Origin of the sequence: Kocuria sp. KRD140, from assembly GCF_017168375.1 — a bacterium.
In the GTDB taxonomy this organism is placed as follows: domain Bacteria; phylum Actinomycetota; class Actinomycetes; order Actinomycetales; family Micrococcaceae; genus Kocuria; species Kocuria marina.
Map to the genome: position 1 here is coordinate 199,811 of NZ_JABFAW010000007.1, position 15,184 is coordinate 214,994.

Below are 15,184 nucleotides of genomic sequence, written 5' to 3' on the forward strand. Positions count from 1 at the left end.
TCCCACATCCATGGGCTCCGCCCCGACACATCACGCCCCATCCTGCGGCTTCTACTGAGCTAAAGCAGAAACGGGCGCCCTCAGCTGCTTGTGCTCCACTAGGAATTCGATGCGGTCGGCACAGAGGGCGGGTGAGCCGCGGAGTAGGGCGCGGCAGAGCTTGGCAGGGAAGTCGCGACTGCAGCAGGGCCCTGGGACGAAAGAAGGGGCTCCCCGGATCATGTCATCCGGGGAGCCCCTTCGGGATGATCGCTCATCCCCGTGGGTGGCAGGTGAGGGATTCGAACCCCCGTAGGCAGTGCCAGCTGATTTACAGTCAGCCCCCTTTGGCCGCTCGGGTAACCTGCCGAGAGCGCACAGAGCGCATTGCACCCCCGCCGTGCGGGAGCACCTCAACATTACACAGCACACCCCCCGTCCCCCAAATCAGCGCGGGTGCCCCCAGAACTCCTGAACGGCCGGGAGCGTGACATCGGTGCCCCCACGCGGGTGACCGCGAACTGGGCGGGGAGCCCGATCACCACCGATCCGCCCGGTTCCGACACGAATGCGCTCGTCGCGGGCAATTAGGCTGGTGGGTGACATCACGCACCCAACACACCCAGGAGGACAACCGTGGCTTCGGAAGCATCATTCGACGTGGTCAGCAAGGTCGACAAGCAGGAAGTGTCCAACGCCCTGAACCAGGCCCAGAAGGAAGTGGCCCAGCGCTACGACTTCCGCGGGGTGGGCGCGGATATCGACTTCTCCGGCGAGAAGATCCTGATCAAGGCTAATTCGGAGGAGCGTGCCCAGGCCGTCCTGGACGTCTTCCAGTCCAAGCTGGTCAAGCGCGGGATCTCCCTGAAGTCCCTGGACGACGGCGAGCCCTACGCCTCCGGCAAGGAGTACCGCATCGAGTGCTCTATCAAGGAGGGCATCGCCCAGGACCAGGCCAAGAAGATCACCAAGCTCATCCGTGACGAGGGCCCCAAGGGTGTCAAGGCCACCATCCAGGGTGATGAACTGCGCGTCTCGTCCAAGTCCCGTGACGACCTGCAGGACGTGATCGCGCTACTCAAGGGATCGGACGCGGAGGTCGACCTGCAGTTCGTGAACTACCGCTGACGTGACCCGGCCCCGGCGCTGCGCCAGCACCGCGTCGGCCCCACGCCCGTCACACGCCGGTCGGCATCCACAGACCAGGAAGCCGTGAGCCCCGAGCGGGGATCACGGCTTCTTCCGTACGGGGTTCGCCCCCCCCGGGCACCACGGCGGACACGCGGGCCGCAGTCGTGGGACGACGCGACGGGCCGGTCGCACGCGACGCCCACCGCGACATCGAACCCCGAACGCCGCGTCAGCGGCCGTAGAACCCGCCGTTGCGCGCCATGTTCTGCAGCCGCTGCACGCGGTCGTCAGTGGAGGGGTGGGTGCGGAACAGGCCGGAGACCGCACCGCCGCGGAACGGGTTGGCGATCATCAGGTGGGACGTGTTGACCACCTTCTGGTCCTCCGGGTTCATGGGCCGCTGGGACGCGCCGCCCTCGATCTTGCGCAGTGCCGAGGCGAGCGCAAGGGGGTCGCCGGTGAGCTTGGCGCCGTCCTCGTCGGCGTCGTACTCGCGCGTGCGGGAGATGGCGAGCTGGATCACGGTGGCCGCGACGGGTGCGAGGAACGCCATGAGCAACCCCACGAGCATGTTGCCACCGCGGTTGTCGTCACCGCGCCCGCCGCCGAAGATGGCCGCGAACTGCAGCACCTGCGCGGCGGACGTGATGAGTCCCGCCACCGCGGCCGCCACGGACGAGGTCAGGATGTCCCTGTTGTACACGTGCATGAGTTCGTGGCCGAGCACCGCGCGCAGCTCGCGTTCGTCGAGCATCTGCAGGATCCCCTCGGTGCAACACACCGCGGCGTTGTCCGGGTTGCGTCCGGTGGCGAACGCATTGGGGCTCATGGTGGGCGCGATGTACAGCCGCGGCATGGGCTGCTCCGCCCGGCGGGAGAGCTCCTCCACGATCCGGTACATGGCCGGTGCCTGTTGCGGGCTCACGGGCACCGCTCGCATGGACCGGATGGCGAGCTTGTCCGAGTTCCAGTAGCTGTATGCGGTACCGATCAGCCCGATCACCGCGAACAGGATGATGAAGAACGAGCTGCGCGTGGCCCCGGCGATGATCCAGCCGATCGCCAGCAACACCACCCACATACCGCCCAACAGCAGCACGGTCTTCAGTCCGTTGTAATGACGGTGCATTCAGTGTTCTCCTGTGGGGTCTAGCGGGGCAAGAAAATGTTGAGGGATACCGACGGTACCAATGCGGACGGCGGCAACGGCGGCGCGGGCAGTGGGGGAAATGTGGGCAGCGGGGGCAGCCCGTCGAGGCAGATGATCTCCCACCCTCCCAGTCCGAGCGACACCTCGCAGCCGTTGACAGCGCGGGAGCGCCGTGAGTGCAACTATTGTGAGTGGCTCAGAATAAGAATAGAATGGACCCCATGGAGACCACCGTTCAGGCTGCACCGCACCCGTCGCGGGATGCGTGGACCTCGCATCTGCGCTCGCACGGGCGCAGGGTCACCAGACAACGTCTTGCCGTGTTGGACGCCGTGTCCGCGGTTCCGCACGCCACCGCCGAGGACACCGTGCAGCAGGTCCGCTCCGTGCTGCCCAACATGTCCGTCCAGTCCGTCTACGTGGTCCTCGCGGACCTCGCGGCGATCGGGATGGTGTCCAAGTTCGAGCCGCCCGGATCCCCCGCTCGCTACGAGATCCGCACCGGGGACAACCACCACCATGCGTACTGCGTGCGCTGCGGAGTGGTCCAGGACGTGCCGTGCGCCGTGGGCCATGCCCCGTGCCTCACGCCGTCCCAGGACCACGGCTTCGAGCTGCTAGCCGCAGAGGTCGTCTACCGGGGTGTGTGCCCCCGCTGCCAGGAAGAGCTCGCGGCGAGCGCGACCGAGGCCCGCTGAGCCACGCTCTGACACCGGCCCCCTGACGCGCGGCCCCTGACATACAGCCCTGGCGCACCCCCGGACACGCCCCGCGGGTGTGGAAACTGCGGACGAGATGCGCCGCAATTCCGACCCACCGACCTCTCAGTCGCGAGGCTGCGAGGTACCGCCCTGTTCGCGCTGCGTGACGAGCTCCAGCATCTCCCGCAGCTGCGCCGTGGGCAGGGTGGCCACGGGGGCCATGGCATTGAGGCAGATGGCCGCCGCACCCGATTCGAGCGCGAACTCCAGGATCTTCCGGGACGGGGCCGAGCGCACCGTGAGCGCCGGGTCGAGGGCGGCCACCTCCGCCGCGGACGTGAAGACCAGCAGGGTGTCCGGTGCGGCGCCCTCCTCGGAGGGTTGGACCATGACCGGGATCGCGTTCTCCCCCTCGTCCCGGGTGCCGAGCATGAGGTGGCCGTTCGGGTTGAGCAGGGCCCCCAGGACGTCCGCCATGGCATTGTCCAGCAGCGCTTGCTTGAGTGCCTCGTTGTGGGGTGAGCGGCCCACCCACTCGATCTGCTGGCGGGGGATCCGCAGGGCGTGTTCGGACGCCGGGTCCACCACGATCTCGTCGTACTGGGTGTCCTGCACGACCATCTCGATCATCGCGCTCGCGCGCTGGCGCAACAGGACGGGTTCGGCTAGATCCGGGTTCTTGTTGCTGCGGGTGAACATCTCGCGGGCCTGCTCGGCGGTCGTATACACGGCCAGTGCGCGACCGCCGTCGGGCTGGGCGACCGTCTGGACCCGGATGTGGGACTGCGGCCCCACGGGCTGACCGTCCTCCCCCGGGACCAGGTCCGATCCGGAGATGTCCAGCAGCACGGTCCCGGCCAACGCCTCGCGCAGGGCCCCGGCCAGGGTCCGCTCCCCGGGTTCGCGAGTGAACGCCTCGGCCGCCGCGCGCAACCGGGGGTGCACGTCCCCGTGGGAGTCGTCCTCGGAGGTCGGTGCGAACGGCAGCTCGACCCCGGCCTCATCGGCCAGTTCCAGGGCCCACAACGGCGTGCGCTCCTGGGTACGCGGGAACTCAGTCAGCTGAGCCAGCACGTCCCGGCCCGTGTAGGCGCCCTCGTCCGCGTAGGGGCGGGGCAGCTCCCGGAAATTGTAGGACGCGCTCGTGTGCAGCGTGGGCTCGGGCCACCCGCTCGCGGCGATGCTCACGGACGCGGTGAACCAGCTCCCCCGCCCGGGCACCGCGCAGCTGCGCTGCAGTTGCGCGATCGTCTCCAGCACCGGGCTGTCCTGCTTGATGGGCCCTGCGGCCCCGGGGATCACGGAGCCGTCCCTGTTCTCGACCACCCGCAGATGGACCCGCCCGCCCTGGGGCTTGAACTCCACGAGCATGGTGTCCCAGCCCGGTTCCGTGCGCAGGACGGACATCACCCATTCGCCCACCCGTGCCACGAGTTCACGCTCACCGGGTGCGGGGGTCGTCGATTCGGGCCGAGGCTCAGAGGTCATGGTGTGGTGTCCCTTCGACCCGTGAGCCACGGGTCCGCTCGCTGTAAGATCGCGCGATCTCCCCCGGTCGCTGCCGGGCGCCGCACGCCCCCAGCCTAACGAACCGCTCGCGTGCGAGGCCCCAACACGGCCGCGGGGTACGACGTCGCTCGGTGCGGCCGCGGCGTCGTCGTCGGGTACGTGCCGCGGGCGGATACAGGGGCCCCACAGGCACCGACGTACCGTCCGGCGCGCGCTGGCGTCCGCGCCAGTTGTTAGCCTGGACCCATGACGAAAACTTTGCAGGAGTTGATCGACGCGTCGATCTTCCTTTCCACCGAATACCAGGCAGTGCTGGCGGAACTGTCCCAGGGCGCGGAGTGGGACGTGGACTTTTCCGCGCCGTCGTTCACCCTGCAAACCACGCCTCCCGTCACCCTGACCCCCTACCTGCTGGGCACCGAATCGGCGTCCCGCGGGTCCTTCGTGTGGTCGTGGCAGGAGCTCGGGCACTTCAACCCGCGCGTGGTCTCCGCCGCCGTGCAGGCCAAGCATGCCGGTGAGCGTCACGAGGTCTCCGAGCTGACCACGGACGAGCTGCCCCTCGAGGACGGTCTGGCCCGCCGGCTGACCCTGGCCGCCAAGGCCGTCACGGGTCTCTACGCCCACTACCCCGCGCGCGCCGGTGGCAACATCACGGCGTGGTTGCTGCTGGACGGCCCCGAGTTCGAGCTGCCCCGACTCACGGAGCAGCGCATGATGCAGGTCATCGGGGAGTCCCTGACCACGGACACCGCCGTGGACCACAACCTTGCCGTAGCGAGCTACGCCAAGCTGCGCGGCGCCCACGTGGAGTGGGACACGGACGCCACCTGTGTGGTCACCGTGCACGACGGCGCTCAGCGCTTCTGGTTCGACGACCACCAGATCACGGGCGTGGAACCCGCTGAGCCCTCCGTGGGCGAGGAAGAACTGCGCGAGCTCGAACACCAGGCGCAGACTCACCGCGAGGCCCTGCTCGAGGACCGCCGTGCCGCGGTGGCCCAGGCCGAGCAGCTCGGTGAGCAGCAGCGCGTGGAGTCCGCCGAACGCAAGCGGCGCGAGCGTGAAGAAGCCGCCGCAACGGCGTCGTCCGCGTCCGAGCGGGAGGAGCCGCTGCCCAGCGAGCTGTCCCGCGAGGAGATCGAGGCGCCCGAGCCCGAGCAGCCCGAGGGGGACGTGGCCGTCCCCGCGAGCGAGGTGCGGGACCCGGACCGCCCGTTCGACCAGGAACCCACCTCCGGACCCGCCGAGCCGGGTCGCGTGGAGACCACGGTGCTGCCCGGTCCCTCCGGGGACGCGGCCACCGCCGGCCCACAGGCCTCCCCGCACCCCAACACCACGGCCATGTCCCGGATCCCGGACCCCGAGTTCGCCGCGGCCCAGCCGGGGATGCAGGACGAGGACGCGGCGCGGGACACGCGCGAACCCACTGCGCCGGAACCGAGCGAACCCGCGACGGAGCAGCCAGTCCTGCGGGACGTCTCCGAGGACACCGTGGCCCGCGAGCGGGCCGAGCGGGAGACGGTGGTCGCCCGCGAGACCGTCGCCGGCCCCGGCGCTGCTGAGGACGACATCTCCGCCCCCGCCGTGGTGGACGGCCAGGAGGTCGAGACCAACGAGCAGGCGGAGAAGAAGGGCAAGAAGAAGCGCGGTTTCCTGAGCCGTTTCTTCGACCTCTGATCGCGAACCGACGCGGCGGTCACCGGGGATAGGATCGGACGGTGACTGACAACGCGACTTCCGGCCCGGGCCCTCACCAGCAGAAGAGGGCCCGGGCCGGTTTCGGCTACGGGTTCGCCGCGTACGGGATCTGGGGGTTGCTGCCCCTGTACTTCGTGGTCCTGGCCCCGGCCACGGCGTACGAGATCGTGGCCCTGCGCATTGTCTTCTCCCTGGTGGTCTGTCTGCTGATGCTGGCCGTGACCCACTCCGTGGGCCGGTTCATCCGGTTGTTCCGGGACGGCTCGGCGGTGCTCGCGCTCACGGTGGCCGGTGTGCTGATCGCCGGGAACTGGTTGCTGTACACGGTCGCCACGACCACGGGGCACACCCTCGAGGCGTCCCTGGGGTACTTCATCAACCCGCTCGTGGCCATCCTGCTGGGTGTCCTGGTGCTGCACGAAAAGCTGCGCCCCCTGCAGTGGACCGCGATCGCCGTGGGTGCGCTGGCCGTGGTGATCATGGCCGTGTTCTACGGCGCGGTGCCGTGGCTCTCACTGGGCCTCGCCTTCACGTTCGGCTTCTACGGCCTGGTCAAGTCCCGCGTGGGCTCGCGCTATCCCGCGCTGATCACCCTCACCGGGGAGACCGCCATGATCACGCCGCTCGCGCTCGTGGCGGTCGCGCTGCTGGGCGCCCAGGGACAGATCACCCTGACCTCCGGGGGCACCGGGCATTTCCTGTTGCTGCTGTCCTCCGGCGTGATCACCGCTGTTCCGCTCCTGCTGTTCGGCGCCGCCGCCGCCCGGCTGCCCCTGAGCACCGTGGGCATGCTGCAGTACATCGCACCGATCGGCCAGTTCATCCTGGCCGTCCTGGTCTTCCACGAGGAGATGCCCCCGGAGCGCTGGGTCGGTTTCGGCCTCGTGTGGCTCGCCGTGGTGCTGCTCGTGCTCGACGCCGTCCGCGCCCCTCGCGCGCCCCGTCTCCCCCGCCGCTGAGCGCACCAGGTCTCACCGCCACTGACAGCACCCGATCCCCCGCCGCTACGCGCACCCGGGGCCCGGAACGAGAAAAGGCCACCCCTGACCAGGGGTGGCCTTGTCTCATGGGACCGTGTGAATCAGATCCGCGACTCGGGAGCCGCGCCGGCGTTCACCCGGGATCCCGGGTCACCGTCGGTGGCCGCGCGGTGCGCGGCGTCCTCATGGGAGCCCTCCGACGGGGTGTCGAGCTCGTCGACCTCCTCGGGCGAGCGCTTGATGTTGATCAGGGCGAGCAACAGCCCACCCCACACGGTGACCATGGCCACGATCATCATGACGACGGACATGGTGCTCATGAGAGTTCTCCTTCCGAGCGGCGGGGCTGGACCTGGGCGGACGACCGGCCCGCGGCGTCGCCGACAGGGTCGGTGTGACCCGATCCGGCGTGCGCCCACGGGGCCTGACGCTGCACCACGGTCCCTTCCTCGATGGCGCGCAGGGAGAAGTCCTGGCCCAGTGCGGGGGTGCGGGTCGCGGTGTCCTGGTAGTGGGACAGGGGCTTGTGGCGCGCGAGGGTGCCGCGGTCCACGTAGGCGTCCTGGATGGCGGGGGCGGGGCTCGTGAGGGCCTCCGCGGTGCGCCGGGACCAGGGCAGTCGGGACAGCAGGTAGGCAAAGACGATCAGGGCCACGGCCATCCCCCACCCGAACGTGTTCACGAACCACTGCGGCATGTCGTTGTAGCCCTGGGACACGGTCTCGGTGAGCTGGTCGATGAGGATGTAGCCCAGGATCACCGGGGTCACACCGCCCACCATGATCATCCACGTGCGCCCGAGCTTGAAGGACGAGACCGAGTTGATGTGGTCACGCAGCGTGGGCAACGCCGAGAAGCCCGCGGTGAGCAACAGCACGGACACCAGGGCCGCGGCCACGATGCCGAAGTTGTTTACGAACGCGTCCACGACGTCCAACAGGTTCAGCCCCGTGGTCGTGGGGAAGAACAGCAGGGAGATCGCGGCGAGCGGGATGACCACGAGGGCCACGGCCGCGGGGCGCGAGAGCCCGAGCTTGTCGCGGAAACCGGCCACGATGACCTCCACGATGGAGATCAGGGACGTGAACCCGGCGAACGACAGGGCACCGAAGAACAGCACACCGATCAGCGTGCCGAACGGGGCCTGGGAGATGATGGCCGGGAAGGCGATGAACGCGAGACCGATCCCGGACGTCGCGACGTCGGCGACTTCCGTCCCGGAGGCCGAGGCCATGAAGCCGAGTGCTGCGAACACGCCGATACCGGCGAGGATCTCGAAGGACGAGTTCGCGAAACCGACCACGAGTGCGGAGCCGGAGAGGTCCGAGCGGGGCTTGAGGTAGGACGCGTAGGTGACCATGATGCCGAAACCCACCGAGAGGGAGAAGAAGATCTGCCCGTAGGCCGCGACCCACACGGAGGAATCACCCAGTGCGGACCAGGACGGGGTGAACAGGGCATCCAGACCCGCGGCGGCACCCGGCAGCGTCAGGGCCATGCCCACCATGATCAAGAACATGACCACGAGCAGCGGGATCAACACCACGTTGATCTTCCCGATCCCGTTCTGCACGCCCATCATCAGCACGATCAGCAGCACGAGCCACGCGATGGCCGTGGCGATGAACACCGGCCAGATGAAGTCGAAGCCGATCGTGACCTCGTCCGAGACCCGCATGTAGTCGCTCATGAAGAAGGTCGCGGGGTCGTCCCCCCACGCCTTGCTGAACGAGAACACGGTGTACTGCATGGCCCATCCGATGATCAGGGCGTAGTACACGGCGATCACCACGCAGATGGCCAGCTGCCACCACCCGATGGTCTCGAGTTTGGGGTGCAGCCGTCGGAAGGACAGCGGGGCGGACCCGCGGTAGCGGTGACCCACCGCGTAGTCGAGCATGAGCAGCGGGATACCGGCGGTCAGCAGGGCCACCAGGTAGGGGATGATGAAGGCGCCGCCGCCGTTGTCGAACGCGACGTACGGGAACCGCCAGATGTTGCCGAGCCCCACGGCGGAGCCGATGGCGGCGAAGATGAACATGGTGCGCCCGGAAAATGCTTCCTTCGCGGCGCGACCACGTGTCGTGTCTGTGGACATGGATGAACCTCACGCGGGACGAATCCCATCGGCGCGCACGCGGAAGCCCTCGTGGCGCGCAAGTGGATTACGGATGCGCCAAGCTTACTGAGAACTCAGCCCCTGCGATGCACCACGCCGTGCGCGAATTCGATCAGTGCCGCTTTGGCCACGGAATCGTCGAGCGGTTCGAGGGCCGCGATGGCCTCGTCCGCCCAGTCGTTGGCAATCTGCCACGCCTCCGCAGCCGCGGGGTGCTCGGACACGGCCTCGACGGCGCGGGCCAGGGCGGCGTCGTCGGACAGGTCCCCGTCCACGAGCTCGAGCAGCTCGCGCGCGGAGGCCGCGGCGGCCGGGTCGGAGCCGGCGGCGTCGCGGCGCAACAGCAGGACCGGGAGGGTGTCCACGCCCTCGCGCAGATCCGTACCGCGTATCTTGCCGGAGACGTCCGGGTGGCCGGTGAGGTCGATGATGTCGTCCGCGAGCTGGAACGCGAGTCCCACCTTCTCGCCGTAGACGACCATGAGATCCACCACGGAGCGGGGCCCCCCGCCCAGCAGGGCGCCGTACTGACCGCTCGCGGCGATCAACGAACCGGTCTTACCGGAGAGCACCTTGATGTAGTGGGCCACGGGATCCTCGTCCGGGGCGGGACCGGTGGTCTCCTGCAGCTGCCCGATCACCAGGCGCTCGAACGTGGTCGCCTGGATCATGAGGGGTTCCTGGCCCAGGGCGGAGACCATGGCGGAGGCACGTGCGAAGATCATGTCCCCGGTGAGGATGGCCACGGTGTTGCCCCACACCGTGTGCGCGGTCTGCACGCCCCGGCGCATGGGGGCGGAGTCCATGACGTCGTCGTGGTAGAGGGAGGCCAGGTGGGTCAGTTCCACGACCGCGGCGGCCTCGATGACCTCGTCCGTGACCTCACCGGCCACTTCCGCCGCGAGCAGCGTGAGGAGGGGTCGCACCCGTTTACCGCCGGCGTCGAGCAGGTGCCGGGCCGTGACGTCCGCGATCCGGTCCGCGGAGTGCACGGACTCTGCCAGCCGCTGCTCGATCCGATCGAGGCTGCGCAGCATGAGCGGGCCCAGGTGGGAGTCCTGGGCGATGAGCTCGAACCCTTCGGGCAAGCGCAGGGAGTCATTCGGGCGGCTGGGGTCAGTCACGATCCACCACTCTATCGACAATTCAGCTCGCGGGGGTCAGTGCGTCCAGCACCGCGATCGCGCGATCGGTCACAGTCCGGGCGGGCCGGTCCGACAGTTCCGTCATGACCCGCACCGCGAAGCGCATCATGGCCGGGACGCTCATCCCCGCCCGTAGGCCCGCGGTGAGGATCGCCGGGTGGCCGATGAGCTCGGCGAGCGCCCGGCCCTGCGTGAAATGGGCCCCCCATTCGGCGCGCACGAGCTGCGGGTAGCGGGCGAGCGCGTTCTCCCGTTGCTGGGGCCCGTTGGCCTCGGCGGCGTCCACGATGCACGACGCCGCGAACAGCGCGGACTCCATGGCGTTGGAGATCCCCTCCCCGTTGAACGGGGACACGAGCCCCGCGGAGTCCCCGACCAGCATGAGCCCGGGAACGTAGTGCGGGGTGCGGTTGCCGGCCATGGGCAGCGCGGCCGAACCCACCCGGCCCACCTGGTGCTCCGGGTCGAAGGTCCACTCGGCGGGCATGGACGCGGCCCAGTCACGCAGCACCGCGCGGTAGTCGAGCTTGCCGAACGCGGGCGAGGTGTCCAGGATGCCCAGGCCCACGTTCGCGGTGCCGTCCCCCACACCGAAGACCCAGCCGTAGCCGGGCAGCAGGGAGCGCTCGGGGTCCGTGCCGTCCGCGAGTTCGAGCCACCCCTCCATCCAGTCGAGCTCCGAGCGCGGGGAACGGTAGTACGTGCGCACGGCCACGCCCAGGGGCCGATCCGTGCGCCGGTGCAGACCCGCGGCCACGGCGGTGCGGGTTGAGTTGCCGTCCGCGGCGAGCACGAGGTCCGCGCGGTGCTCCTCCGTCTCGGAGGTGCGTCGCCCGGTCGCCGGGTCCATCACGGCTGCCTGCACGCCCACGATCCGCCCGGTGTCATCACGCAGCACGTCCCGCACCGTGCGGTGCTCGACCACGTGCGCACCGGCACGCCGGGCGTGCCGCACGAGGTCCTCGTCGAAACCCGCGCGCGTGCGCACGAGTCCGTAGGACGGGAAATCGGTCAGTTCGGGCCACGGGACCTCCACGGTGCGCCCGGACGCCACGAGTCGCAGTCCCTTGTTGGCCTTATAACCCTCCGCGGCGCCGTGCGGCAAGCCCATGAGCTGCATCTGGCGCACGGCCCGCGGCGTGAGCCCGTCCCCGCACACCTTCTCCCGCGGGTAGCCGCTCTTCTCGAGCACGGTCACCGCGATCCCCTGGCTCGCCAACCAGTACGCCGCCGTGGCACCGGCGGGGCCTCCCCCGCTGATCAAGACCTTCACTGCGCCGCGGCCCTCCGCTTCCTGTGTTCTTCCTTGTGATGTCGGCGCGCCCGCGTGCTGGACGGACCACCCGCCCATTGTGTCATCGCCCGCCGACGCCGCTGTCCCCGCCGTCGTCGCTCCGCCCGCGGACTCGGCAGGAAGCCGGGCCGGTCCCGGTCCCACCCGACCGACACCGCCGCGCCCACGCGCGCGTCCTATGCTTGAGGACGATGACACCCGAGTTCCCCGCACCCCGCCTGAGTGCGCTCACCCTTCCCCTGTCCGAGGTTCCCGCGGCCGCGGAGTTCGCCCGCAACCCAGACGTCCGGCGGTTGCTAGGCAGCGCGGACCCGGCCACGTGGATCATGCGCGGCAAGGGAATCGTCGGCCTCGGTCGCGTGGCGGCCTACCGCGTGCGGGGCGGGACCCGATTCACCTCCGCGCGCGTGTGGTGGGACGAGCTTCGCCAGGACGCGACCGTGCATGACTTCGTGCAGCACCCCGGCACCGGTTTGCTGGCCTTCGGGGCGTTCGCGTTCGCGCCGTCCTCCACGGTGGACTCCGGGCTCATGGTCCCCGAGCTCGTGATCGGCACCGACGCCCACGGCGCGTGGCTCACCCTGATCTCCACCGGACCGTCCGAACCCACGGTCGAGGACGTCGACGCCGCGTGGCGTCGCCTCGTGCGCGCCGCACCCGCGGTGGCGCGGCCTGAGGAACCGGACGCAGCGGCGTCGTCGTACCCCACGGCCGTGCCCGGGACCCTGGACGAACAGCGCTGGATGGAGGCCGTCGCGGACGGCGTGGGGATGATCCGCGCGGGGGAGCTCGACAAGCTCGTGCTCGCGCGGGACGTGGTCGTGGACACCGGGCGGCCCATCGAACTCGGTGCGGTGCTGGGGCGGTTGAGCGAACGCTTCGCCACGTGCTGGACGTACTGCGTGCGCCTGGGCCCGGAGCAGGAAGGCTCCGAGCAGGAGGGCCCGGACGACGGGGAGGGTGCGGGCCGGTTGCTCGGCGCGACCCCCGAGATGCTCATCCGGGTGCATCGCGGCACCGCCACGGCCCGTGTGCTCGCCGGGACCCTGGACCGCCAGGACCTGCCGGACGGCGCCAACCCCGAGGACTTCGCCGGTACCGAGCTGGGCGGGTCCGAGAAGCAACAGCGCGAACACCGCTTCGCCGTGGACTCTCTGATCACGGGGCTGTCCCCGTACGCGGATGAGGTCTCCGGCGGCGAGCACCCCTTCATCCTGGCGCTGCCGAACGTGTGGCATCTCGCGTCGGACGTCACCGCGCAATTGCGTGCGGGCGTGGACGGGACCCTGCCCTCGGCCCTCGAACTCGCGGAGGCCGTCCACCCGACCGCCGCGGTGTGCGGGACGCCCACCGAGACCGCCGGGGCCGTGATCGAGGACCTCGAACGCATGGACCGTGGGCTCTACGCCGGCCCTGTGGGCTGGCTCGACGGCGCGGGTAACGGCGAGTGGGGCATCGCCCTGCGCGGCGCCGTGCAGCTGGACGCGCACCGGGCGCGCGTGAGCGCCGGCTGCGGGATCGTGGCCGAATCCGATCCGCGCGCCGAGCTCGCCGAGACCTGGGCGAAACTGCGCCCCATGCTCGAGTCCCTGCCCGCACGGTGGGACCGGGAGTAAAGGGATTCCGGGCCGATCCGGGCACCCCGTAGTAAAATCGCCACGAGTTTCACCCGGAACCCCACATCTCCCCGAGGAGCACACATGTCAACCCTGCGCCGACTCGTTCCCGCGCTCGCCGTCCTCTCCGCCGCAGGCTTGGCACTGACCGGTTGTGAATCGACCTCCGGGGGCGGCTCCCAGGCCGGTGGCTCCGACACGTTCACCGTGTGCACCAACTCTCCGTACCCGCCGTTCGAGTTCGAGAAGGACGGCAAGATCGTGGGCTTCGACATGTCTCTGGGGGACGAGATCGCCAAGGACCTGGGCCGGGAGAAGAACGTGGTGCAGGCGAACTTCGAGACCCTCGAGTCCGGAGCGGCGCTGGACACCGACCAGTGCGATGCCGCCATTTCCGGGATCACCATCACGGACGCCCGCAAGCAGTCCGTGGACTTCTCCAAGCCGTACTTCAACGATCAGATCGCCCTGCTGACCACCAAGGATTCCGGGATCCGCGACTTCGACTCCGTGGGGGACAAGACCGTGGGCGTACAGCAGGCCACCTCCGGTGAGCAGTTCGCCAAGGACAAGCACCTGAAGACCCAGCAGTTCGAGGACGTGGAGCTCATGTTCCAGTCCCTCGAGTCCGGTGGCGTGCAGGCCGTGTCCGGGAACATCTCCACGCTGTCCAAGCGCGCGAAGGACAACCCGGACCTCGAGGTCGTGCAGACCGTGGACACCAACGAGAACCTGGGCGTGGCCGTGAAGAAGGGCAACACCGAGATCCTCGACTCCGTGAACAAGACCCTGGACCGCATCACGAGCGACGGCACCATGGACAAGATGAAGAAGGAGTGGATGGGCCTGTAGGCTCCACTCCCCGAGAGCAGGACATCCGTGCCGGGCGGTGTGACACCGCCCGGCACGCATATGTGGGCAACCCACGGACAGGGAGACATCCATGGCCATGACCACCCGGCAGCGCGCCAAGCTGTCGCGGGGCATCCAGTACGCCGTACTCGTCGTCGTACTGGTAGCACTCGTGTTCCTCGCGGACTGGAACGTGCTCTACCAGCGCGTGTTCAACCCCGAGGTCGCACTGAACCAGTTCCCCGGGATCATCACCGTGGCGCTGAAGAACACCCTGATCTACACGGTCCTGGGCTTCGTGGTGGGCCTGACCCTGGGTGTGGTCCTCGCGCTCATGAAGCTCTCCTCCGTGGCGCCCTACCGGTGGATCGCGACCCTCTACATTGAGTTCTTCCGCGGCGTGCCCGCGCTGCTCGTGTTCCTGGCCCTGGGCTACGGCATCCCCCTGGCCTTCGGCTTCCGCTTCAACCACTACGTGACCGTGATGATCGCGCTCGGCGTGGTCGCCGCCGCGTACATCGCCGAGTCCCTCCGCGCAGGTCTGCAGGCCGTGCCCCCGGGGCAGTACGAGGCTGCCCGCTCCCTGGGCATGTCCCACACCCGCGCCATGGTCACGATCGTGATCCCCCAGGCCCTGCGCATCGTCCTGCCGCCGCTGACCAACGAGGTCATCCTGCTGACCAAGGACTCCTCCCTGGTCTATCTGCTGGGCATGGGCGTGCAGCAGTACGAACTCACCAAGTTCGGCCGCGAAGGCATCTCCGACGCCGGCGCCGGGCTGACCCCGCTCGTCGTGGCCGGCATCTGCTACCTGATCATCACCGTGCCGCTGGGGCTTCTGTCCCGCCACTTCGAAACCAAGACCGACCGGGTCAAGAAGTCCTAGGAGCTCCCAGTGTCCACTTCCGCAGCCTCCCCCGATCCCGCATCCTCCGACCCGTCGGCGACCCCCGGGTCGGATCCCGCCCGGGGTTCCCAGCACGACGCCGCCTCTACTGCAGGTCCCA

Annotated in this window: 13 protein-coding genes and 1 tRNA gene; 7 read left to right on the forward strand and 7 right to left on the reverse strand. The window is 69.3% G+C overall.

All coding sequences use genetic code 11. The features are described 5' to 3' along the window. Positions 1-266: 266 nt before the first annotated feature. Positions 267-348, reverse strand: a tRNA-Tyr gene (locus J1M36_RS07305). A 267-nt stretch (positions 349-615) separates the two neighbouring features. Here J1M36_RS07305 and J1M36_RS07310 point away from each other — a divergent pair. Beyond that, complete coding sequence (locus J1M36_RS07310) at positions 616-1,107, forward strand: YajQ family cyclic di-GMP-binding protein (RefSeq protein WP_206478974.1); 492 nt, start codon at positions 616-618, stop codon at positions 1,105-1,107. Positions 1,108-1,339: 232 nt separating this feature from the next. On the opposite strand, the gene htpX is transcribed toward J1M36_RS07310, so the two are convergent. Further along, on the reverse strand, positions 1,340-2,239 hold the full coding sequence (gene htpX, locus J1M36_RS07315) for a zinc metalloprotease HtpX (protein ID WP_035960103.1): 900 nt from the start codon (positions 2,237-2,239) through the stop codon (positions 1,340-1,342). 242 nt (positions 2,240-2,481) lie between these two features. Between htpX and J1M36_RS07320 the strand changes: the two genes are divergently transcribed. Next, positions 2,482-2,958, forward strand: a complete 477-nt coding sequence (locus tag J1M36_RS07320; protein WP_064846699.1) for a Fur family transcriptional regulator — start codon at positions 2,482-2,484, stop codon at positions 2,956-2,958. A gap of 126 nt (positions 2,959-3,084) precedes the next feature. Here J1M36_RS07320 and J1M36_RS07325 read toward each other — a convergent pair whose 3' ends face one another. Then, entirely contained in the window at positions 3,085-4,449 is a 1,365-nt protein-coding gene (locus J1M36_RS07325) for an SseB family protein (RefSeq protein WP_206478975.1), read from the reverse strand. 267 nt (positions 4,450-4,716) lie between these two features. On the opposite strand from J1M36_RS07325, the gene J1M36_RS07330 reads away from it, so the two are divergent. Both J1M36_RS07330 and rarD read left to right on the forward strand, forming a co-directional pair. Further along, complete coding sequence (locus tag J1M36_RS07330) at positions 4,717-6,150, forward strand: DUF6882 domain-containing protein (RefSeq protein WP_206478976.1); 1,434 nt, start codon at positions 4,717-4,719, stop codon at positions 6,148-6,150. Between the two features lie 41 nt (positions 6,151-6,191). After that, positions 6,192-7,130 carry an EamA family transporter RarD gene (gene rarD, locus J1M36_RS07335; RefSeq protein ID WP_064846696.1) on the forward strand — a complete coding sequence of 313 codons (939 nt, stop codon included), beginning with the start codon at positions 6,192-6,194 and terminating at the stop codon, positions 7,128-7,130. 122 nt (positions 7,131-7,252) lie between these two features. Here the strand turns inward: rarD and J1M36_RS07340 are convergent, their stop codons facing one another. From J1M36_RS07340 to J1M36_RS07355, 4 genes are all read right to left on the reverse strand, one after another. Continuing rightward, positions 7,253-7,471 (reverse strand): methionine/alanine import family NSS transporter small subunit, encoded by a 219-nt coding sequence (locus J1M36_RS07340; RefSeq protein ID WP_085108378.1) that lies wholly within the window; start codon positions 7,469-7,471, stop codon positions 7,253-7,255. Continuing rightward, positions 7,468-9,249: a sodium-dependent transporter gene (locus J1M36_RS07345; RefSeq protein WP_241246959.1), complete on the reverse strand. Its 1,782-nt coding sequence runs from the start codon at positions 9,247-9,249 to the stop codon at positions 7,468-7,470. The genes J1M36_RS07340 and J1M36_RS07345 overlap by 4 nt, the downstream gene beginning before the upstream one ends. A 95-nt stretch (positions 9,250-9,344) precedes the next feature. Further along, positions 9,345-10,307: a polyprenyl synthetase family protein gene (locus J1M36_RS07350; protein ID WP_085108442.1), complete on the reverse strand. Its 963-nt coding sequence runs from the start codon at positions 10,305-10,307 to the stop codon at positions 9,345-9,347. Positions 10,308-10,416: 109 nt separating this feature from the next. Next, positions 10,417-11,688 (reverse strand): geranylgeranyl reductase family protein, encoded by a 1,272-nt coding sequence (locus J1M36_RS07355; RefSeq protein ID WP_206478977.1) that lies wholly within the window; start codon positions 11,686-11,688, stop codon positions 10,417-10,419. Positions 11,689-11,900: 212 nt separating this feature from the next. Here J1M36_RS07355 and J1M36_RS07360 point away from each other — a divergent pair, with 212 nt between their 5' ends. From J1M36_RS07360 to J1M36_RS07370, 3 genes are all read left to right on the forward strand, one after another. Beyond that, positions 11,901-13,325, forward strand: coding sequence for an isochorismate synthase MenF (locus J1M36_RS07360; protein ID WP_193518928.1), 1,425 nt, complete (start codon positions 11,901-11,903; stop codon positions 13,323-13,325). 84 nt (positions 13,326-13,409) lie between these two features. Then, positions 13,410-14,177: an ABC transporter substrate-binding protein gene (locus J1M36_RS07365; RefSeq protein WP_064846690.1), complete on the forward strand. Its 768-nt coding sequence runs from the start codon at positions 13,410-13,412 to the stop codon at positions 14,175-14,177. Between the two features lie 91 nt (positions 14,178-14,268). Next, positions 14,269-15,063 carry an amino acid ABC transporter permease gene (locus J1M36_RS07370; protein WP_064846689.1) on the forward strand — a complete coding sequence of 265 codons (795 nt, stop codon included), beginning with the start codon at positions 14,269-14,271 and terminating at the stop codon, positions 15,061-15,063. Positions 15,064-15,184: the final 121 nt, after the last annotated feature.

Excerpts from the sequence above, each read along its gene's own strand:
- htpX (WP_035960103.1), bottom strand. The coding sequence starts at position 2,239 with ATGCACCGTCATTACAACGGACTGAAGACCGTGCTGCTGTTGGGCGGT.
- J1M36_RS07365 (WP_064846690.1), top strand. The coding sequence starts at position 13,410 with ATGTCAACCCTGCGCCGACTCGTTCCCGCGCTCGCCGTCCTCTCCGCC.
- J1M36_RS07345 (WP_241246959.1), bottom strand. The coding sequence starts at position 9,249 with ATGTCCACAGACACGACACGTGGTCGCGCCGCGAAGGAAGCATTTTCC.
- J1M36_RS07325 (WP_206478975.1), bottom strand. The coding sequence starts at position 4,449 with ATGACCTCTGAGCCTCGGCCCGAATCGACGACCCCCGCACCCGGTGAG.
- J1M36_RS07340 (WP_085108378.1), bottom strand. The coding sequence starts at position 7,471 with ATGAGCACCATGTCCGTCGTCATGATGATCGTGGCCATGGTCACCGTG.
- J1M36_RS07330 (WP_206478976.1), top strand. The coding sequence starts at position 4,717 with ATGACGAAAACTTTGCAGGAGTTGATCGACGCGTCGATCTTCCTTTCC.
- J1M36_RS07350 (WP_085108442.1), bottom strand. The coding sequence starts at position 10,307 with ATGCTGCGCAGCCTCGATCGGATCGAGCAGCGGCTGGCAGAGTCCGTG.
- J1M36_RS07370 (WP_064846689.1), top strand. The coding sequence starts at position 14,269 with ATGGCCATGACCACCCGGCAGCGCGCCAAGCTGTCGCGGGGCATCCAG.
- J1M36_RS07360 (WP_193518928.1), top strand. The coding sequence starts at position 11,901 with ATGACACCCGAGTTCCCCGCACCCCGCCTGAGTGCGCTCACCCTTCCC.
- J1M36_RS07320 (WP_064846699.1), top strand. The coding sequence starts at position 2,482 with ATGGAGACCACCGTTCAGGCTGCACCGCACCCGTCGCGGGATGCGTGG.